This is a genomic window from Streptomyces swartbergensis, assembly GCF_002148965.1.
GTDB lineage: Bacteria > Actinomycetota > Actinomycetes > Streptomycetales > Streptomycetaceae > Streptomyces > Streptomyces swartbergensis.
Map to the genome: position 1 here is coordinate 19,386 of NZ_NGFN01000006.1, position 19,325 is coordinate 38,710.

Here is a 19,325-nt window from a genome sequence, read left to right on the forward strand (position 1 = left end):
CCGTCCTGACGACGAGACGTACTCCACACAAGCTGCCAAACCTATGCATGCCGGAGTGTCGCGACAGTCCGGCCCCGACTGCTGTGCATCGTGTTTCACGTGAAACGTCGCTCACTGCTGCACGGCATCATCAGTCGTGGCCGCGCTGCGGCCGAACCCCGCGACCGTAAGCCTCTCGGGTCACTCGATGAGGGAACTGAGTTGTCCACAGAGGTGGAATTCTCCACAGAACGGAAGGCCTCACTGGTTCACGACCCCGAAGACATGGGAGGCTCTGTTCATTGCGAGCCTGAAGTCGAGGAGAGTGAATCCTTGCGGTCCGACGCCAACATCGCGGGACCGATGACCGATCCGGTCCCCGGTCCCCGTACCGAGTCGATGGGGGCGGATGTTTCACGTGAAACGCCGCCTCCGATGGACGACACTCCCATCGGTCGTGCTGCCCAACTGGCGGTGGAGGCTCTAGGCCGCGCCGGCGAGGGCCTGCCACGGCCCGAGCAGACCCGAATCATGGTGGTCGCCAACCAGAAGGGCGGTGTGGGCAAGACGACGACGACCGTCAACCTTGCCGCGTCACTGGCCCTGCACGGTGGCCGAGTTCTGGTGGTCGACCTCGACCCACAGGGCAATGCGTCCACCGCGCTGGGCATCGATCATCACGCCGAAGTTCCGTCCATCTACGACGTGTTGGTGGAGAGCAAGCCGCTCTCCGAGGTCGTCCAGCCGGTCCCCGATGTCGAGGGCCTCTTCTGTGCTCCTGCCACGATCGATCTCGCCGGTGCGGAGATCGAGCTGGTGTCCCTGGTGGCACGGGAGAGCCGGTTGCAGCGCGCCATCCAGGCGTACGAGCAGCCGCTGGACTACATCCTCATCGACTGTCCGCCCTCGCTCGGCCTTCTGACGGTCAATGCGTTGGTGGCGGGCCAGGAGGTTCTGATCCCGATTCAGTGCGAGTACTACGCGCTGGAAGGCCTGGGTCAGTTGTTGCGTAACGTCGACCTGGTGCGAGGGCATCTCAATCCCGCCCTCCATGTGTCGACCATCCTGCTCACCATGTACGACGGCCGGACGCGACTCGCGTCCCAGGTCGCGGAAGAGGTGCGCACCCACTTCGGCGACGAGGTGCTGCGGACGAGCATTCCCAGGTCCGTCCGCATCTCCGAGGCGCCGAGTTATGGGCAGACGGTCCTGACCTACGATCCTGGATCAAGTGGTGCCCTCTCCTACCTGGAGGCGGCACGAGAGATCGCGCTGAAGGGCGTAGGCATCAGCTATGACGCCACGCACGCCCACATCGGCGCACAGCAGAACGACCCGAGCATGGTGGAGGGCATTCAGTGAGCGAGCGACGGAGGGGGCTGGGCCGTGGTCTCGGCGCACTGATCCCTGCTGCCCCGACGGAGAAGTCGGTGGCCCAGGCTGCGGCGGGGGGCGCCGCTTCCGCATCCCCCGCGGCAGTGCCCGTGCTGCCGACCGACCGTGGGGTGGCCGCAGCGAAGGTGGCGACGCTGCCGACTGTTTCACGTGAAACACAGGAGCCGGCGCAGCCCAGTGCTCCCGCCGCCCCTGCGGAGCCCATCGGTGCACACTTCGCCGAGATCCCCCTCGACTCCATCACGCCGAACCCGCGGCAGCCGCGTGAGGTCTTCGACGAGGACGCGCTCGCCGAGCTCATCACCTCCATCAAGGAAGTGGGGCTCCTCCAGCCGGTCGTCGTACGGCAGGTGGGTCTCGCCCACTACGAGCTCATCATGGGCGAGCGCCGCTGGCGGGCCTGCCGCGAGGCGGGGCTGGAGGCTATCCCGGCGATCGTGCGGGCCACGGAGGACGAGAAGCTCCTCCTGGACGCTCTGCTGGAGAACCTGCACCGCGCCCAGCTGAACCCGCTGGAAGAGGCAGCCGCCTACGACCAGTTGCTGCGGGACTTCAACTGCACGCACGACCAGCTGGCGGACCGCATCGGCCGATCCCGCCCGCAGGTCTCGAACACCCTGCGTCTGCTGAAGCTCTCGCCGGCGGTGCAGCGCCGGGTCGCCGCCGGAGTGCTCTCCGCCGGCCACGCGCGGGCCCTGCTGTCCGTCGACGACTCGGAGGAACAGGACAGGCTGGCCCACCGCATCGTGGCCGAGGGGCTGTCGGTGCGGGCCGTCGAGGAGATCGTGACCCTGATGGGGTCGCGTCCCCAGAAGGCCCAGAGGCCCAAGGGCCCGCGTGCTGGTGCTCGTGTCTCTCCCGCGCTGTCCGAGCTCGCCACGCGGCTCTCGGACCGTTTCGAGACGCGGGTGAAGGTCGACCTGGGCCAGAAGAAGGGCAAGATCACCGTAGAGTTCGCCTCCATGGAGGACCTTGAGCGGATCCTCGGCTCACTCGCTCCGGGTGAGGGACCGGTTCTGCAGAAGAGTCTCCTGGAGGGCGACTCCGAGGAGAACGAGTCCTGAGCCTCCGGCAGGAGCCCCTGTTGTGGATGACAGAGCGGGCCATGTCCGGTGTGTGCCGGAACGTGGCTCGCTCTTTCCTTTCTGGCGGTATCGATGGAATCGCATCGTGGATACGATGCGTTCGGATACGGCGCAACCACCCGGCATCACCTCTGAGAGGAAGGCAGGGGCCATGCGAACGATGAGCCGCACTGGACTGGTGAGCGCCGGTTTGGGGCTGGGAGCGGTCGGTGGGTTCATCGGCAGTCTCCTCAGGGAACGCAGCGCTCTGACAGCCGCCCGCGACGCGGCAGGCCAAGGAAGCGAGGAACAGCCTTCATGGGGCGCCGACTCGTACCGCTCACGCTGGACAACCTTCAGGACCTTCCCAAGCGCTGTCGCTCGTGTGTCTTCTGGGAGCTCGACCCGGTCAGCGGTGAGGCCGCGGTAAAGGCGAGCGAGTCCGCTCTGGAGAAGGAAGCCTGGATCTCGGCCGTTCTGCTGGACTGGGGATCCTGCGGTCGGGTCGTGTACGTCGACGACGTACCGGTGGGCTTCGTGCTCTACGCTCCGCCCGCCTATGTACCGCGCTCCACGGCGTTCCCCACGAGTCCCGTCTCCCCCGACGCGGTTCAGCTGATGACCGCGTTCATCGTGCCGGGGTACCAGGGGCAGGGACTGGGCCGGGTGATGGTCCAGACGGTCGCCAAGGATCTGCTGCGGCGCGGGTTCAAAGCGATCGAGGCGTTCGGAGATGCGCGCTGGAAGGAACCGGCCTGTGTGCTGCCCGCCGACCATCTCCTGGCGGTGGGTTTCAAGACGGTCCGGCAGCACCCCACCTATCCCCGGCTGAGGCTGGAACTGCGGTCGACGCTTTCCTGGAAGGAAGACGTCGAGATGGCGTTGGATCGGCTCCTGGGAGCCGTACAGAAGGAGCCGGCGCTGCGACCGCTGTAGAGGAAGCAGTCAAACGAATGGGCCAACCCTTCCGGGTTGGCCCATTCGTGTTTCACGTGAAACATGCACCGTCGCTCAGACGGCACCGCCGGTTCACTCGGCGATGAACTCCTCGAGGTCGCGAACGATCGCGGCCTTCGGCTTGGCACCCACGATGGTCTTGGCGACCTCGCCACCCTGGTAGACGTTCAGCGTCGGGATGGACATGACGCCGTACTTGGCGGCCGTACCCGGGTTCTCGTCGATGTTCAGCTTGACGACCTCGATCTTGTCGCCGTACTCGGAGGCGATCGCCTCGAGGGACGGCGCGATCTGGCGGCACGGACCGCACCAGGCGGCCCAGAAGTCCACCAGGACGGGCTTGTCGCTCTTGAGGACGTCCTGCTCGAAGGAATCGTCGGTCACATTCTTCAGGGTGCCGGCCACGGCGGGCTCCTTAACTGGTTGGTGCGTGGGGCGGGTAGGGAGAGAGGTCAGACAGCGGTCTTCTCGGGCTCGGGCTGCTCCTCGTCCGCGAGGGCGGCGAGGTAGCGCTCGGCGTCGAGAGCGGCGGCACAGCCGGTACCGGCCGCTGTGATCGCCTGACGGTAGGTGTGGTCGACCACGTCGCCTGCACCGAAGACACCGGTCAGGTTGGTGCGCGTCGACGGCGCGGCAACCTTCAGGTAGCCCTCGTCGTCCAGGTCGAGCTGACCCTTGAAGAGCTCGGTGCGTGGGTCGTGACCGATGGCGATGAAGAGACCGGTCACCGGCAGGTCCGAAAGCTCGCCGGTCTTGAGGTTGCGCAGCTTCAGGCCCGAGAGCTTCGGGTCGCCCTGGATCTCGGCGACCTCGCTGTCCCACACGAACGTGATCTTCGGATCGGCGAAGGCGCGCTCCTGCATGGCCTTGGAGGCGCGCAGGGTGTCACGGCGGTGCACGACGGTCACGGACTTGGCGAACCGGGAGAGGAAGGTGGCCTCCTCCATGGCGGTGTCGCCACCACCGATCACGGCGATGTCCTGGTCCTTGAAGAAGAACCCGTCACAAGTGGCGCACCAGGACACTCCACGGCCGGAGAGGGCGTCCTCGTTCGGCAGGCCGAGCTTGCGGTGCTGCGAGCCGGTGGCGACGATGACGGCCTTGGCCCGGTGGACGGTACCTGACGTGTCCGTGACGGTCTTGATCTCACCGGTCAGATCGACGGCGACGATGTCGTCCGGGACGAGCTCGGCCCCGAAGCGCTCCGCCTGGGCGCGCATGTTGTCCATGAGCTCGGGGCCCATGATGCCGTCCTGGAAGCCAGGGAAGTTCTCGACGTCGGTGGTGTTCATGAGCGCGCCGCCGGCGGTGACGGCGCCCTCGAACACCAGTGGCTTCAGCGACGCGCGCGCGGTGTAGAGCGCCGCCGTATAGCCGGCGGGCCCGGAGCCGATGATGATCACGTTACGGACGTCGCTCACGGCTTGATTCCTCGTCTCTGGACTGCGTCGTTCGACCGGGGGGAGCTCCTCTCGGAGCTCTCACCCCACCCAACGGATCCTAAGGGGCGCGCATTCCCGCTGTGTCCGGGCACACGGAGATGCGGTCCTGTGCCGGGTACGGCGCGGGATGAAGACGAAGACGTGCCTCAGGCGGACGGGTACGAGCGCTGAAGAAGGACCTTGCCCGCGGCGGACGCCGCCGAATGATCCACACAGGTCGCGTCGACGATGTAGGCAGTGACACGCGTGGCGTCGGAGGCGTCGGGGAGCAACACCAGCATGGCCTTCTTCCCCTGATACCTGCCGTTCTCGACAGCGAGGGCCGTGTCCTTGCGCCCGATGCCGTCGCGGACGCATCCGGGCACTGTGGGCTCCCTGAACACCTGGTTGGTGCCGGGGGCGGTCGCCGCGCCGAAGGGCGTACGGGTGCCGCCCTTCTTGGTCTGGTTCTCCGCCAGGAGATCGGTGACCTGCTTCTCGAGCTTCCCCGCGGAGAAAGTGTCCGCAGGGGCGGTCTGCTGCCCGCCGGCCGTGTCCTGCGGGGGCTTGCCGTCGCCGAGTGACGACAGCAGGACGGAGCCCAGTCCTAGGGCGGCGACTGTGAAGACAGTCCCCAGAACGGCGATCCTCCGGCGCCCATTGCGCGTGCGGCCCCTGCGGCCCGGGCCGGTGGTAGAAGAGCGGGGATGCCCGGCGGGCCGGTCGGCGGGTGTCGATGTTTCACGTGAAACATGCGCAGCGCTGTCGTCCTCGGACGCGGGCCGGGGAGGACTCACCGGCGTCTGGCTCTCTGCGGTCTCCGGCCCCGTGGCGTTCAGCAGGGCCTCGGCGGCGAGGGCGGCATCGATGCGGCCTGCGACGTCGGCGGGCATGCGGGGTGGGCCCGGCAGCGTGCCGAGCAGCCCGCGGATCTCCTCCAAGGAGGCGTAGACGTCCGCGCAGAGCTCGCACCCGTCCAGGTGCCGGCGTACGTCCGCGCTCCGGGACGGGGGGAGAAGGCCCTCGGCGAGGTCGGAGATCTCCGCGACGTCCGGGTGCCCGGCCATGTCTGTCGTCGACGTCACGCTCGTCCACCTCCGCCCTTCACTGCCGCTGGGTCGCTCGGTCCTGTGTCCGGTGGTCCCGCTCGGGGCGGTCCCGCTGCGGGTGGGACGGCTGGCCCCTGCGTCCGGTTCCGTTCCCCGCCCGGCTTCTTGCTCTCACCGTTGCCGTCCGGCCGTAGATGGGTGAGCAGCGGCAGGAGTCTGGCTCTGCCGCGCGCACATCGGCTCTTCACCGTGCCGGTCGGCACGTCGAGGATGCGGGCCGCCTCCGCGACCGGGTAGCCCTGCATGTCCACCAGGACGAGCGCCGCTCGCTGGTCGGCCGGCAGGGTCCCCAGGGCTTCGATGAGCTGCCGGTGCAGATCGTTCCGCTCGGCGGGCGCCGAGGCCGACTCGTGCGGCTCCAGCAGCTGCTCCAGGCGCTCGGTGTCGTCGACCGGTGAGGTCTTCCGGGAGGCGACCTTGCGGGCGCGGTCCAGGCAGGCGTTCACCGTGATCCTGTGCAGCCACGTCGTGACGGCCGACTGGCCCCGGAAGGTGTGGGCGGCCCGGTAGGCGGAGACGAGGGCGTCCTGTACCGCGTCAGCGGCCTCCTCGCGGTCTCCCAGCGTCCGCAGGGCGACGGCCCAGAGGCGATCGCGGTGCCGCCGAACGATCTCACCGAAGGCGTCGGGGTCTCCCTCGACATGCCGGGCGAGGAGGTCCGCATCACTTGCACCGCTGTGCTCGGCGCGGTCCGCCATCCAACCCCCTGCCCTCTGTCGGTAATCAGCCCGTGAACTTCACTTCGGTGATGGCCTGCTTGTAACCCGAGTTGCTGAAGTTGGCGGGGTCGTCACCGGAGTATGGCAGCGCCGTCAGCCAGACCAGGATGTAGCGGCTTTTCACCGGCTTGTCGACGGTCACTTTCGCTGAGGTGCTGCTCGTCGTCACGGTACCGAGCTCCTTCATGGAGCTCAGTGGCGTGGACGAACCGAGGGAGTCGGTCGCGTACAGCTCGATGGTGGTGTGGTCGTTGCCGTACCGCAAGGAGAGGGTCGCGGCCGACACCTCCTGCTCGGACCCGAGGTCGTAGACGATGCCGACACCGGGCTTTATCACCATCTTCGGGCCGTCGAGGTAGCTGTTGGTGCGCCAGCCCGTGGAGGTGTTGCCGTCGTAGGTCTTGGTCACGTCCGTGGGGTGCTGGGCGTCGCCCTTGGCGACGTACTCCTCGGCGCCCTTGATGGCGATCGGCTTCGGTGCCGGGCGATTCCTGTTCTTGTCGCCGTCCTGGTTGTTCTGCGTCTGGCCCGGGTCCTCGTTCTTGCCCCCCTGGTCCATGAGCGCGTCCGCCAGCTGCCAGCTGCCGAGGCCCAGCGCGGCGATGAGGAGCGCGGACACGGCCCACTTCAGGGCCTTGCCCGTGCGGCTCTGCAACGGGGGCGGCGGGGTCGGGACCGGCTGGGCGGCACCGGGGCGCGGGGCCTGGCGGCCGTACGTGCCCTGCTGGTACGCAGTGCGCTGGTACTCGGGCGGGGCGGTGAACGCCGGCTCCGGCGGGCGGATGCGCGGCATCTCGCCGATCGCCTTCACCAGCTCCTCCGGCGTGGTGCACGGCGACTCGTGCCGGGAGGCGGTGGCGCCGTCGTTGACGAGCGCGCGCATGGAGAGTTCCGAGAGACCGCGGTGCACACCGGCACGCACCTGGTCGGGCGCGATCAGGCCGATGTCCTTCGGCAGGCCGGACAGCCCGTAGGCGTCGCTCTCGTACGGCCAGCGCTGGGTGAGCGCCGCGTACAGCAGGGCGCCGATGGCCTCGGTGTCGGTGCGCTGGGGGGTGTCGGACGCGACGCCCCGCAGCGCGGCGTTCACCGCGAGTCCGCGGATGCGCCACTGGCCGGTCGAGGCACGCAGGACGGCGTTGGGGTTCAGCCGCAGATGGGCCAGACCCTCGCGATGGGCGGCGGCCATGGCGGAGGAGACCTGGCTGACCATCTGGTAGGCGTCGTACGGCTCCAGCGGCCCGGAGGCGAGGAGCGTGGTCAGTTCCGTCGCGTCCGGAAGCCACTCGTGAACGACGTAGACGAGGTCGTTCTCCTCCACCGCGTCCAGCACCTGGACGAAGCGCGGATCGCCCAGGAGAGCGGAGGAGCGGGCGGCGGCCAGGACGGACCGGGCCCGTGAGTGGTCCGCCGGCAGAATGTGCACGCCGACGGCACGGCGGAGCTTCTCGTCCACGGCACGCCAACTGCTGAAACCGTCCAGACGGGTGACGCACTCCTCGAGGCGGTAGCGTCTGGCGAGTTTGTGACCACTGTGCAGTTCAGCCGGCGAGGTCTTCCCGGAACCGTCGGTCCGGGTGCTCTCCTGTACCTCGTCGCTGTCCGTGTCCCGCTCCCGGTTCTTGGCCACCCCGTCGGCCGTGGACTGGTCCGCCTGTGCGGTCAGCGACGTCTCGTCGCTGTTGTCTGCCACGTCGACGGCAGCCGTACTCCGTTCCGCCACCGTCGTTCCTGCCTCCCCATCCATTGCGCGCCGCCCGTCATCCGTTGTACGCCGTCCGACGCCGAAACCAATTGTGCCCACAGTCCGCCGCTATGCACGACACGCGGTGGCTGACGATGGTTGTGCGCCTACCCTCCCCGACTCAGCGTCCCAGCCGTCCGCGGACCATGCCGACCAGCGAGTTGAGTTCCTCGATGCGCATGCGACGGGCGGCGACGAAGAAGATCACGAGCAGCACGGCACCGCCCGCCAACACCGCGGCGAGCGAGCCCAGGACGCCCTGGCCGAGCGTGTGGCCGATGCCGTAGCAGGCCGCGCCGCTGAGCAGGGCTGCCGGGATCGACGCGATGCACAGCCGGGCGTAGGTCCGCAGGACACGGGCGCCGTCGAGGTCCCCGCCGAGCCGCTTGCGCAGCCGGCGCCAGGCGACGCCGACGCCGATCGCGTAGGCCAGGCCGTACGAGGCGGCCATGCCGACCACGGCCCAGCGCGACGGGATGACGAAGTAGCAGACCGCCGAGGCGCCCGCGTTGACCGCGGCCACGATGACCGTGTTGTAGAAGGGAGTTCGGGTGTCCTCGTAGGCGTAGAAGGCGCGCAGGACGACGTACTGCACGGAGTACGGAATCAGGCCGAGACCGAAGGCCATCAGCATGAAGCCCATGTTGGTGGCCTCGCTGGTGCCCGAGGAGCCGAACATCAGCGTGCACATGGGGATGCCGAGCGAGAGGAAGCCGAACGCGATCGGCACGATGGCGACCGCCGTGTTGCGCAGGCCCTGGGAGATGTCGTCGCGCACGGCGCCGCCGTCGCCCTCCGCCGCCGAGCGCGACAGGCGTGGCAGCAGGGCGGCCATGAGGGAGACCGTGATGATGGCCTGGGGCAGGCCCCAGATGAGCTGTGCGTTGGCGTAAGCGGAAAAGCCGGTGCCGTCGACGGGCGAGGCCTTGCCCGCCGCGGTGGACAGCCAGACGACGACCATGGCGCCCGCCTGGTTGGCGAGGACGAAAAGCACCGTCCACTTGGCGAGCGTGACGGCCTTGCCGAGGCCCTGGCCCTTCCAGTCGAAGCGCAGCCGCAGCCGGAAGCCGGTCTCGCGCAGGTAGGGGATCATCGCCAGCGCCTGGACCACGAGGCCGAGCAGGACACCGATGCCGAGGAGGCGCTGGCCCTCCGGCGGGATGGTCGTGACATTCATCTTGGAGTCGGCGGCGGTGCCGTAGACGTAGATGAACATGCCCAGCGTCACGATGATGACGATGTTGTTCAGGACCGGGGTCCACATCATCGCGCCGAACTTCCCGCGGGCGTTGAGGATCTGGCCCATCACCACGTGGACGCCCATGAAGAAGATCGAGGGCAGGAAGTACTGGGCGAAGGTGATGGCGACCTGGTTCGCCGCGGGGTCGCTGGCGATCGAGGGGGACATCATGCGGATCAGGAGCGGCGCGCCGAAGATCCCCAGCGCGGTGAGTGCGCCGAGCGCCACCATGACGAGGGTCAGCAGGCGGTTGGCGTACGCCTCGCCGCCGTCCTCGTCCTCCTTCATGGAGCGGACCAGCTGCGGAACGAAGACGGAGTTGAGACCGCCACCGACCGTGAGGATGTAGAGCATCGTCGGCAGCTGGTAGGCGATCTGGAAGGTGTCACCGAGGAAACCGACGCCGATGGCCGACACGATCAGCGCGGAGCGGATGAAGCCGGTGAGGCGGGAGACCATCGTGCCCGCCGCCATCACGGCGCTGGACTTCATCAGTCCCGTGGCGCGTCCGCCCTTCTTCGGAGCGGGTGAGGCGGCGGGCTCCGGAGCGGGGGTGTCGTCCACCGCCGGCGTCGCCGCAGTCTCGCCGGGAGCCGGGTACTGGCCCGCCGCGTACTGCCCCTGCGCCGCGTACTGCCCCTGCGCCATCTGACCGGGGGCCGGGGACGGGCCGGGGACCGACGGCGACTCGTAGGACGGGTGGCCGCTGCCCTGCTGCTGGTCCCGGAAGAGGTGTGCGAACGCGTCCGGCTCCTGGCGCGGCTCGCCCGCCTGGGAGACGAGGTCGTCCACGCCCACGAACTGGGTGGTCCGGGCGTCGTCGCCGTACGGCAGGTGTCGCGTCGGGCCCTCCGGCTCCGGCGGGGGCGTCTGGGCCCACACCCGCGGGTCGGGCGCGTACGGCGACTGCGGCGGCTGGGCGTACAGCTGCTGCGGCTCGTATGTGCCCGGAGGGGGCGGGGGGTGCGCGGCGCGGTCGTAGCGTGCCTCGGCGACCGGGTCCTGGGCGGAGAGGTCCTGTGCCCGGTAGGGGTCCTGGGCGTAGGCGTCCTGGAGGTACATGTCCGCGGGCGGCTGCGGCGGCACCTGGCCGTGCTCGGGCGGCGGTCCCTCGGGCCCGCCCGACTCGGGGTGGCCCGAGCTGCCCACGCCACGGCCGTGGTCACCGTCGTACGGCGCGTTCATGGTTACCCCACCTCATCGTCCCGGGCCCACCGGCCACGACATCTCAACGGTCCACTCTCTCACCCGTGCCGGACGGGTCGGCACTTTCCGCTGCGGTGTCCGGGGCCGGGTCACTCGGCTGCTGCGGGGCGTCTGCCCGCGAGCCGTCCTCGGACTCTTCCTTGAGACGGTCGCCCGGGGCTTCCGGGTTCGGCGGAGCGCCGACCGGGTTGTCGACGTCGTCGTCCGCCTCCCCGGCGGTGTCCTCGGCGGCCTCGCGGGCGGCGGCGCGCTTGCGCTGGGTGTACATACGGAAGCCGGCGAGGACCAGGAGCAGGACGCCGCCGCCGATGACCAGCATCACGGTGGGCGTGACCTCGGTGACCTTCACGTCGAAGGTGACGGGCTCGCCGTACTTCTGGCCGTCCTCCGTGTACAGCTGGGCCTCCACCTCCGCCCGGCCGTTTGCGTTGGCGGACGTGGTGAACTTCACCGACTGGCTGTGCCCACCGTTCACGGCGACCGGCTGTTCCTCGTAGGCGTTGCCGCTGATCTTGAGTCGCGTCGGGTTCTGGGACGTGAGCCGTAGCTTCAGGTGCTCGACGCCTTGGACCAGGTTGTTCTGGACGGTCACCGGGATCATGGCGCTGCGGCCGGAGAGCTTGGTCTCCGACTTCTCGATCAGCTTGACCCCTTCGATCAGCCCGTCGAGGTAGGACTCGACGTCGCCGCGGTACCCCGCCGCCGCCACGCCCCGGCCACGCCACGACGTGGACATCTCGCGGTTCATGGCCCGCCCGAAGGGGGTGACCACCCGGGACTGGTCGGTGAGGATCACCTTGAAGTTGTCGAGCTTGCCCTGAGTCCGTGCGATCTGCCCGAAGGCGGCTCGCGGCAGCTCCTGCTTGCGCAGCGAGGAGGGGTAGACGGAGGCGGGCGGCACCTTCCTGTTGGCCGCCGGGTCCGGCTTGACCTTGGCGGCGGCCGTGAGGTCCTGCGACTCGGACCAGTTCCCGCCCTGGAGGGCCTCCAGCGCCTCGGCCATCGTCTGCGCCTGGTTCACGGAGGGCGTGCGCTGCGGTGCGACGACGACGCTGCGCTGCTTGCCGGTCTGGAGACCGAGCGTCAGGCTCTGCGCCAGGAAGCGCTGCACGGCGAGCGTGGACGCGGAGGCCTTCGTCAGGTTGCCCTGGAACACCGTGGACATCCTGGCGTCCGCGACGACCGCCGTGGTGCCGCCGCCGATGGGTCGAGCCGCGGAGGGCGTGTACGACAGATCGTCCTGGAGGCTGTCGCTGCGGGCGATCACCTTGTCGGCGCCCGCGGAGGTCGCGACCTTCATGATCGACGGGTCGACGGCGCCGTCCACGGGCCACGCGAAGTCCGTGGACGGTTTCACGTGGAGGATCGTCGGCACCGTGTTGTCGACGGCGTCGGTGGCCTCCTTGAGGTGGCTCAGCGAGCCTGTGACGGTCGTCCCGTTGTGGGCGAGGGAGGCCAGGTCCGGATCGCCGAACGGCAGGGCGACGACCTCCTTGCCCGCCACCGCCTGCTGGAGCTCGGAGAGCCACTGCTTGGCGACTGCCTGGCTCCGGCCGGAGGTGGTGGCGCCGTCCTCGCCCCTGACCTGGTAGTTCTTCGTCATCGCGTCGACGGACGCCAGCAGGTCCGGGTCGATCACCCAGGTGACGTCGAGCCCCTTGCCCAGCGACACCATCTGGTCGAGGCGGCCGCCCGGGGAGATCTCCTCGGCGAGGTCGTCGTTGCTGAAGACCGGCGTCTGCTGCTCGTTCGATCCCGTCTCGGCCGTCATGTGGACGTCGGAGACGAGCGGCCACAGGAACGTGGTCTTCGTCTTGGTGGCGGCCTCCTCCGGCTGCCACGGCAGGAACGTGCGCTGGATGCCGAGAACCTGGTCCCAGGGCTGCGCGGCGGTCTCACCGGAGAGCGCTACGGCCAGCTGATAGACGCCGTCCGGACCGAGGTCCAGCTCGTCGACCGGCACGGAGATGGTGAAGGGCTCCGCGACGCCGGGGGTGAGCTTGGAGAACTTCTCGGTGTACTTGCCGCCGACCGCCTCGCCGGCGGGGCCCTGGACGTCGTCGCTCTTCTTGGCGAGGGCGTCGATGGAGGAGCGGGTGTCGAGCGAGGGCCCCACCCGCAGGTCGATGTGGGCGTCGGTGACCGGCTGCTTGCCGTTGTTGGTCACCGTGCCCGTCACGCTCACCGTGTCCCCCTCGGTGGGGGCGCTGGGGGTGAGCGAGTCGACAGCGACGGAGACCGAGCCCGCGCCGGAGGCAGCCTGCGGGGACTCCTGCCCGGCCGCGTCCGCCGGCGTCGCGGCGGGCAACTGGAGGAGTCCGGCCAGCAGGGGCGCACCGGCGAGCAGTGCTCCGGTGCGCCGCAGCCACCGGCGGGCAGGTGAGGCACTGGTCCCCTGGAAGTCTGCCGCCTCGGCCACGCGCTCGCCCGTCCCTCGTCGTCGTCAGTGGTCGTCGGAATGTGCGTCCACGCATGGTAACGATGCGCGCTGCGGGGAAGTGCCGCGGTCCGTTCCACAAGATCGTGGCCCGACATCGCGCTGTCCGGAATGTCGTCGTATGGCAGATAGCGGTTTTCTACATGGCAAGGGCATCCCTTGTGCGCGTATTGACGGACGTGTCTGTACGCGCAATAGGGGGAGCTCGGGGGCGCGCGGGCCACGTACCCTCTTCTGTTGTGCCGAACGCCAACGAAGAAACGCCCAGTGCCCTGAGTCAGGTGCAGAACCGCGCGGTGAGTGAACTGCTGCGGGTCGCTCCTGTCGCCGACGACCTTGCCCGTCGCTTCCAGGAGGCCGGGTTCTCACTTGCCCTGGTCGGCGGCTCGGTCCGGGACGCGCTGCTGGGCCGGCTCGGCAACGACCTGGACTTCACGACCGATGCCCGCCCCCAGGACGTACTCAAGATCATGCGCCCGTGGGCGGACGCCCTCTGGGAGGTCGGGATCGCCTTCGGCACGGTCGGAGCGCAGAAGAACGCCCGCGTCGGAGACGCTGATCGACCCTTTCAGATCGAGGTCACCACCTACCGGTCGGAGGCGTACGACCGGACTTCGCGCAAGCCCGAGGTGTCGTACGGCGACTCCATCGAGGAGGACCTCGTCCGCCGCGACTTCACGGTGAACGCGATGGCCGTCGCGCTGCCGGAGAAGGAGTTCATCGATCCGCACGGCGGGCTCGAGGATCTCGCGTCGCGTGTGCTGCGTACTCCTGGCACCCCGGAGGAGTCCTTCTCGGACGATCCGCTGCGGATGATGCGGGCCGCGCGCTTCGCGGCTCAGCTCGACTTCGAGGTCGCCCCCGAGGTGGTCGAGGCGATGAACGAGATGGCCGGCCGTATCGAGATCGTCTCGGCCGAGCGGGTGCGGGACGAGCTGAACAAGCTGATCCTTTCGCCGCACCCACGCAAGGGCCTGTCGCTGCTCGTCGAGACGGGCCTCGCCGACCGGGTGCTGCCCGAGCTGCCGGCCCTGCGCCTGGAGCGCGACGAGCACCACCGGCACAAGGACGTCTACGACCACACGCTGATCGTCCTGGAGCAGGCGATGGCGCTGGAGGACGACGGTCCCGACCTGACCCTCCGCCTGGCCGCCCTGCTGCACGACATCGGCAAGCCCCGCACGCGCCGCTTCGAGAAGGACGGCCGGGTCTCGTTCCACCACCACGAGGTGGTCGGGGCGAAGATGACCAAGAAGCGCATGACGGCGCTGAAGTACTCCAACGAGCTGGTGAAGGACGTCTCACGTCTGGTCGAACTCCACCTGCGCTTCCACGGCTACGGAACCGGCGAGTGGACGGACTCGGCGGTCCGCCGCTACGTCCGTGACGCTGGCCCGCTCCTCGACCGCCTCCACAAGCTGACCCGCTCGGACTGCACCACGCGCAACAAGCGCAAGGCGGCAGCCCTGTCACGCGCGTACGACGGTCTGGAGGAGCGGATCGCCAAGCTCCAGGAGCAGGAGGAGCTGGACTCGATCCGTCCCGACCTCGACGGCAACCAGATCATGGAGATCCTCGGCGTCGGTCCCGGTCCGGTGATCGGCCGCGCGTACAAGCACATGCTGGAGCTGCGCCTGGAGAACGGGCCGATGGAGCACGACTCCGCGGTGGCCGCACTCAAGGAGTGGTGGGCCGATCAGGAGGGCTGAGGCTTCGAAACGGGTCTGTGAAACGCGGTCATGTTTCACGTGAAACATGACCCCCGAAGACGGACCGAGGGGCGGTGTTTCACGTGAAACACCGCCCCTCGCTGTGTCTGCCTTACTTCTTGTCCTTCAGGCAGAGCAGGAAGTCCTTGCCGTCACCGCTCTCGGTGTACACGTACTGGAAGCCCTTGGCTTCCGCCTCGCACTTGCTGGAGGCCAGGGTGTCCGTGAGGAACTTGCCCTCGATCTTGGCCAGCACCTCGAACTGAGCCTTCGCGTCGCTGCACTCGACGACCTCGAGGTCCGGGTTGTTGTCGTTGGTGCTGCCGCGGTGCATGCAGTCGCCGACAGCCGCCGTCTTGGCGTCGTCCCGGCTGGTTATGTAGCCGCCGATGGCAATGCTCGCCACCGCGATGACGATGGCGATGTTCTTGATGGTCTTGAAGCTGATCTTGCGGCCGGTCGGCTGCGGCGGAACCGGAGCATACGGAGCCGCACCCTGGGGCGGGAAGCCAGGCTGGCCGGGCTGCTGGGGGTAACCCCCCTGCGGCGGGTACGGGGCGGCCTGGGGCTGACCCGCGGGCTGGCCCTGCGCGAACGGGTTGCCCTGGGGCGGCGGAGTAGTCACTTGGGGGTCCCCCTGAACATGGGTGAGTGACGCGAACATGTCGCGAATAAGACCCACGTAAGTTATCGGTCCCCACTGACACCGCAGTAGTCGGATGTGGCTCTGTGTCATTGATGTGACACTTACTGGCGACCAAACCGGCCCATAGTCACAGCTACTGCCGCGTAGATAACGGCGATCGTGATCACCAGAGGCACGGATCGGCCGTCCGGCGGCAGCATCAGGGCGGCGACGGCGGCGGCGCCGACGAAAGCGACGTTGAAAAGGACGTCGTAGACCGAGAAGATCCGGCCACGGAAGCCGTCCTCGACGGAGGACTGGACGATCGTGTCCGTGGCGATCTTCGCCCCCTGGGTGGTCAGACCCAGGACGAAGGCCGCGGCCAGCAGAGGGGCAGTGGCGAACGGCAGTCCCAGAGCGGGCTCCAGGAGGGCGGCGGCCCCCGCGCACACGACGATCCAGCGGCCCGGCCCGAGCCGTCCGGCGGTCCAGGGCGTCACCACGGCCGCCGCGAAGAAGCCGGCGCCGGAGACGCCCAACGCCAGCCCCAGCAGGGCGAGTCCGTCGTCCGTGGTCGTGGTGAGCGCGTACCGGCAGAGCATCAGCAGCATCACCAGCAGGGCGCCGTAGCAGAAGCGCATCAGCGCCATCGCCGCGAGCGCCCAGGCCGCTTCCCTTCGCTGCGGCGCGGCCAGGTGACGTACGCCCGCCACCAGGTCGCGAGCGGTGCCTGTGAGAGCCGTACCGATCCGCTCGCGCACCAAGTCCCGGTCGGGGCCGAGGAGTTCCCGCGCCATGCTGAGCGACGCCAGGGCGGCGCACAGATACAGCACGGCACCCACGAGCACCACGGCGGCGTCGGAGTCGGCCACCAACAGGCGGACGACGAAGGCGATACCACCGCCCGCGGTCGCCGCCAGCGTCCCGGCGGTCGGGGAGAGGGAATTGGCGAGGACGAGGCGCTCGGCGTCGACCACGCGGGGCAGCGCGGCGGACAGGCCGGAGAGGACGAAACGGTTGACGGCGGTGACGCACAGGGCGGAGACGTAGAAGAGCCAGTCCGGGGCCGGACTGAGTATCAGCAGCGCCGTGGCGGCGGCCAGCAGGGCGCGCAGCAGGCTGCCGTACAGCAGGACCTGGCGGCGCCGCCAGCGGTCCAGCAGGACACCGGCGAAGGGGCCCACGAGGGAGTACGGGAGCAGCAGCACCGCCATGGCGGAGGCGACCGCGGCCGCCGAGGTCTGCTTCTCCGGCGAGAAGACCACGTACGCGGCGAGCGCGACCTGGTAGACGCCGTCGGCGCCCTGGGAGAGCAGGCGCACGCCGAGCAGGCGCCTGAAGCCCTGGAAACGCAACAGGACACGCAGGTCACGGACGACGGCCATGGGGCACAGCCTCACATACGGAGAAGGTCCCCGGGTCCTACGACCCGGGGACCCTCACAGCCCTGGCAGGAGCGACTGGTTGTGGCGCCTCAGCGCTCGACCTCACCCTTGATGAACTTCTCGACGTTCTCGCGGGCTTCGTCGTCGTAGTACTGGACGGGCGGGGACTTCATGAAGTAGCTCGACGCGGAGAGGACGGGGCCGCCGATGCCGCGGTCCTTGGCGATCTTCGCGGCGCGCAGGGCGTCGATGATGACGCCGGCGGAGTTCGGGGAGTCCCACACCTCCAGCTTGTACTCCAGGTTCAGCGGGACATCACCGAACGCGCGGCCCTCCAGGCGGACGTACGCCCACTTGCGGTCGTCGAGCCAGGCCACGTAGTCGGAAGGGCCGATGTGGACGTTGTCCGCGCCCATGTCGCGGTCGCGGATCTGGGAGGTGACGGCCTGCGTCTTGGAGATCTTCTTGGACTCCAGGCGGTCGCGCTCCAGCATGTTCTTGAAGTCCATGTTGCCGCCGACGTTCAGCTGCATCGTGCGGTCCAGGACGACGCCCCGGTCCTCGAACAGCTTCGCCATGACGCGGTGCGTGATGGTGGCGCCGACCTGGGACTTGATGTCGTCGCCGACGATCGGGACGCCCGCCTCGGTGAACTTGTCCGCCCACTCCTTGGTACCGGCGATGAAGACCGGAAGGGCGTTGACGAAGGCGACCTTGGCGTCGATGGCGCACTGGGCGTAGAACTTCGCCGCGTCCTCGGAACCGACGGGCAGGTAGCAGACGAGGACGTCGACCTGCTTGTCCTTGAGGACCTGGACGACGTCGACCGGCTCCTCGGCGGACTCTTCGATGGTCTCGCGGTAGTACTTGCCGAGGCCGTCGAGGGTGTGGCCGCGCTGCACCGTCACGCCGGTGCTGGGTACGTCGCAGATCTTGATGGTGTTGTTCTCGGAGGCGCCGATGGCGTCCGCCAGGTCGAGACCGACCTTCTTGGCGTCCACGTCGAACGCGGCGACGAACTCGACGTCGCGGACGTGGTAGTCGCCGAACTGGACGTGCATCAGGCCCGGCACCTTGGCCGCCGGGTCGGCGTCCTTGTAGTACTCGACTCCCTGCACCAGCGATGCGGCGCAGTTGCCCACACCGACGATGGCTACGCGAACCGAACCCATTCCGGTTGCTCCCTGTGTGTACGAGTGAGGCCCTTGGGCGGGCTCTCACGTGGCGGTGTCGTCGGGCGTATCCGGACGGGGGTCGTCCCCCGGCCGGGGCAGGCCGCCCGACGCTCCAGATGTGGTGTCACGCGAACCGGGCTCTCCGGAGGCGGGATCCTTGAGGTCCCGCCCCGCCCGCTCGCTCTCGATGAGCTCGTTCAGCCAGCGCACTTCGCGCTCCACGGACTCCATCCCGTGGCGCTGGAGCTCAAGCGTGTAGTCGTCGAGGCGCTCCCGGGTCCGGGCCAGGGAGAGGCGCATCTTCTCCAGGCGCTCCTCCAGCCGGCTGCGCCGGCCCTCCAGCACACGCATGCGTACGTCGCGTGAGGTCTGCCCGAAGAAAGCGAAACGGGCGGCGAAGGTCTCGTCCTCGTACGCGTCGGGCCCGGTCTGCGAGAGCAGCTGCTCGAAGTGCTCCTTACCCTCCGCCGTCAACCGGTAGACGATCTTGGCGCGGCGGCCGGTGAGGGGAGCGGCCTCGGTGTCGTTCCCCGGCTCCTCGATCAACCAGCCGTTGGCGACCAGTGTCTTGAGGCAGGGGTAGAGCGTCCCGTAGCTGAACGCACGGAACACACCCAGTGATGTGTTGAGTCGTTTGCGCAGCTCATAGCCGTGCATCGGAGATTCGCGGAGCAGGCCGAGTACGGCGAACTCGAGGATCCCGGAACGCCGGCTCATGGTCGCCTCCTCTCTGCCGCGGTACCCGATGTCCCGGGCTGATGTCTCGGTCCGAGGCCTCGGATTGGTATGCCAACCCGATGTGTCGGCCCGATGTGTCGCGCTGATGTATCGACTCGATACATCACGACGATAGAACGGCCTTCCGGATGCGACAAGAGGGGGTGTGGTGAACGGGATCACATCACCGATTCATCGGATGCGAGTTGCGTGGTTTGAGGTGAACTTCAGGCCTCGGCAGGTTTTGACGGTGCGTAGTCTGTGCGCCATGCACATCACCGGGAACCAAGTGACACCTGAGGGCGTCGTCGTCTTCGGTGTGGTACGGGTGCATGCGGGACCGATGAATGCGGAGCCAACCGCATCCGTACTTCGGGGGGACCGGAAACCAGCCGCCGTTTCCAGGCGCGCAAAGGTGCGCCTGCCCGAGGAGTAGTCGTTCG

The 19,325-nt window shown here is 68.6% G+C and carries 15 protein-coding genes; 4 read left to right on the plus strand and 11 right to left on the minus strand.

The window, feature by feature from the left end; translation table 11 throughout:
* Nucleotides 1–264: 264 nt before the first annotated feature.
* The 3 genes from CA983_RS02045 (at nucleotide 265) to CA983_RS02055 (ending at nucleotide 3,374) form a co-directional block, all read left to right on the plus strand.
* On the plus strand, nucleotides 265–1,341 hold the full coding sequence (locus CA983_RS02045; RefSeq protein WP_078945117.1) for a ParA family protein: 1,077 nt from the start codon (nucleotides 265–267) through the stop codon (nucleotides 1,339–1,341).
* The gene (locus tag CA983_RS02050) at nucleotides 1,338–2,438 is read left to right on the plus strand and encodes a ParB/RepB/Spo0J family partition protein (protein WP_086599131.1); all 1,101 of its coding nucleotides are present in this window, start codon (nucleotides 1,338–1,340) and stop codon (nucleotides 2,436–2,438) included. The genes CA983_RS02045 and CA983_RS02050 overlap by 4 nt, the downstream gene beginning before the upstream one ends.
* A gap of 318 nt (nucleotides 2,439–2,756) precedes the next feature.
* A complete protein-coding gene (locus CA983_RS02055) occupies nucleotides 2,757–3,374 on the plus strand; it encodes a GNAT family N-acetyltransferase (protein WP_086599132.1) in 618 nt (205 codons plus the stop codon).
* A gap of 93 nt (nucleotides 3,375–3,467) precedes the next feature.
* On the opposite strand, the gene trxA is transcribed toward CA983_RS02055, so the two are convergent.
* The 7 genes from trxA to CA983_RS02090 form a co-directional block, all read right to left on the minus strand.
* Nucleotides 3,468–3,800 carry a thioredoxin gene (gene trxA / locus CA983_RS02060; RefSeq protein WP_010032728.1) on the minus strand — a complete coding sequence of 111 codons (333 nt, stop codon included), beginning with the start codon at nucleotides 3,798–3,800 and terminating at the stop codon, nucleotides 3,468–3,470.
* Between the two features lie 47 nt (nucleotides 3,801–3,847).
* Nucleotides 3,848–4,816 (minus strand): thioredoxin-disulfide reductase, encoded by a 969-nt coding sequence (gene trxB, locus CA983_RS02065; protein ID WP_086599133.1) that lies wholly within the window; start codon nucleotides 4,814–4,816, stop codon nucleotides 3,848–3,850.
* A gap of 167 nt (nucleotides 4,817–4,983) precedes the next feature.
* Nucleotides 4,984–5,901, minus strand: a complete 918-nt coding sequence (locus CA983_RS02070) for an anti-sigma factor family protein (RefSeq protein ID WP_086599134.1) — start codon at nucleotides 5,899–5,901, stop codon at nucleotides 4,984–4,986.
* Nucleotides 5,898–6,623, minus strand: a complete 726-nt coding sequence (sigM, locus tag CA983_RS02075; protein WP_086599135.1) for an RNA polymerase sigma factor SigM — start codon at nucleotides 6,621–6,623, stop codon at nucleotides 5,898–5,900. The genes CA983_RS02070 and sigM overlap by 4 nt, the downstream gene beginning before the upstream one ends.
* Nucleotides 6,624–6,648: 25 nt before the next feature.
* Nucleotides 6,649–8,367, minus strand: a complete 1,719-nt coding sequence (locus CA983_RS02080; RefSeq protein WP_086599136.1) for a protein kinase family protein — start codon at nucleotides 8,365–8,367, stop codon at nucleotides 6,649–6,651.
* Nucleotides 8,368–8,509: 142 nt separating this feature from the next.
* The gene (gene murJ, locus CA983_RS02085; RefSeq protein ID WP_086599137.1) at nucleotides 8,510–10,813 is read right to left on the minus strand and encodes a murein biosynthesis integral membrane protein MurJ; all 2,304 of its coding nucleotides are present in this window, start codon (nucleotides 10,811–10,813) and stop codon (nucleotides 8,510–8,512) included.
* A 43-nt stretch (nucleotides 10,814–10,856) separates the two neighbouring features.
* Nucleotides 10,857–13,253, minus strand: a complete 2,397-nt coding sequence (locus CA983_RS02090; protein ID WP_086599138.1) for a DUF6049 family protein — start codon at nucleotides 13,251–13,253, stop codon at nucleotides 10,857–10,859.
* 257 nt (nucleotides 13,254–13,510) lie between these two features.
* Here CA983_RS02090 and CA983_RS02095 point away from each other — a divergent pair, with 257 nt between their 5' ends.
* Nucleotides 13,511–14,980, plus strand: coding sequence for a CCA tRNA nucleotidyltransferase (locus tag CA983_RS02095; RefSeq protein ID WP_208636864.1), 1,470 nt, complete (start codon nucleotides 13,511–13,513; stop codon nucleotides 14,978–14,980).
* Between the two features lie 112 nt (nucleotides 14,981–15,092).
* Here the strand turns inward: CA983_RS02095 and CA983_RS02100 are convergent, their stop codons facing one another.
* From CA983_RS02100 to CA983_RS02115, 4 genes are all read right to left on the minus strand, one after another.
* A complete protein-coding gene (locus CA983_RS02100) occupies nucleotides 15,093–15,605 on the minus strand; it encodes an LppU/SCO3897 family protein (RefSeq protein WP_086599140.1) in 513 nt (170 codons plus the stop codon).
* A gap of 122 nt (nucleotides 15,606–15,727) precedes the next feature.
* On the minus strand, nucleotides 15,728–16,990 hold the full coding sequence (locus tag CA983_RS02105; protein ID WP_086599141.1) for an MFS transporter: 1,263 nt from the start codon (nucleotides 16,988–16,990) through the stop codon (nucleotides 15,728–15,730).
* A gap of 89 nt (nucleotides 16,991–17,079) precedes the next feature.
* Entirely contained in the window at nucleotides 17,080–18,162 is a 1,083-nt protein-coding gene (locus CA983_RS02110) for an inositol-3-phosphate synthase (protein ID WP_086599142.1), read from the minus strand.
* 45 nt (nucleotides 18,163–18,207) lie between these two features.
* On the minus strand, nucleotides 18,208–18,882 hold the full coding sequence (locus CA983_RS02115) for a PadR family transcriptional regulator (RefSeq protein ID WP_086599143.1): 675 nt from the start codon (nucleotides 18,880–18,882) through the stop codon (nucleotides 18,208–18,210).
* Between the last annotated feature and the right edge of the window lie 443 nt (nucleotides 18,883–19,325).

What these genes read in the sequence shown, in the direction of transcription:
- CA983_RS02045 (WP_078945117.1), top strand. Translation starts at nt 265, where the DNA reads ATGGGAGGCTCTGTTCATTGCGAGCCTGAAGTCGAGGAGAGTGAATCC.
- CA983_RS02105 (WP_086599141.1), bottom strand. Translation starts at nt 16,990, where the DNA reads ATGGCCGTCGTCCGTGACCTGCGTGTCCTGTTGCGTTTCCAGGGCTTC.
- CA983_RS02110 (WP_086599142.1), bottom strand. Translation starts at nt 18,162, where the DNA reads ATGGGTTCGGTTCGCGTAGCCATCGTCGGTGTGGGCAACTGCGCCGCA.
- sigM (WP_086599135.1), bottom strand. Translation starts at nt 6,623, where the DNA reads ATGGCGGACCGCGCCGAGCACAGCGGTGCAAGTGATGCGGACCTCCTC.
- CA983_RS02115 (WP_086599143.1), bottom strand. Translation starts at nt 18,882, where the DNA reads ATGAGCCGGCGTTCCGGGATCCTCGAGTTCGCCGTACTCGGCCTGCTC.
- murJ (WP_086599137.1), bottom strand. Translation starts at nt 10,813, where the DNA reads ATGAACGCGCCGTACGACGGTGACCACGGCCGTGGCGTGGGCAGCTCG.
- CA983_RS02055 (WP_086599132.1), top strand. Translation starts at nt 2,757, where the DNA reads ATGGGGCGCCGACTCGTACCGCTCACGCTGGACAACCTTCAGGACCTT.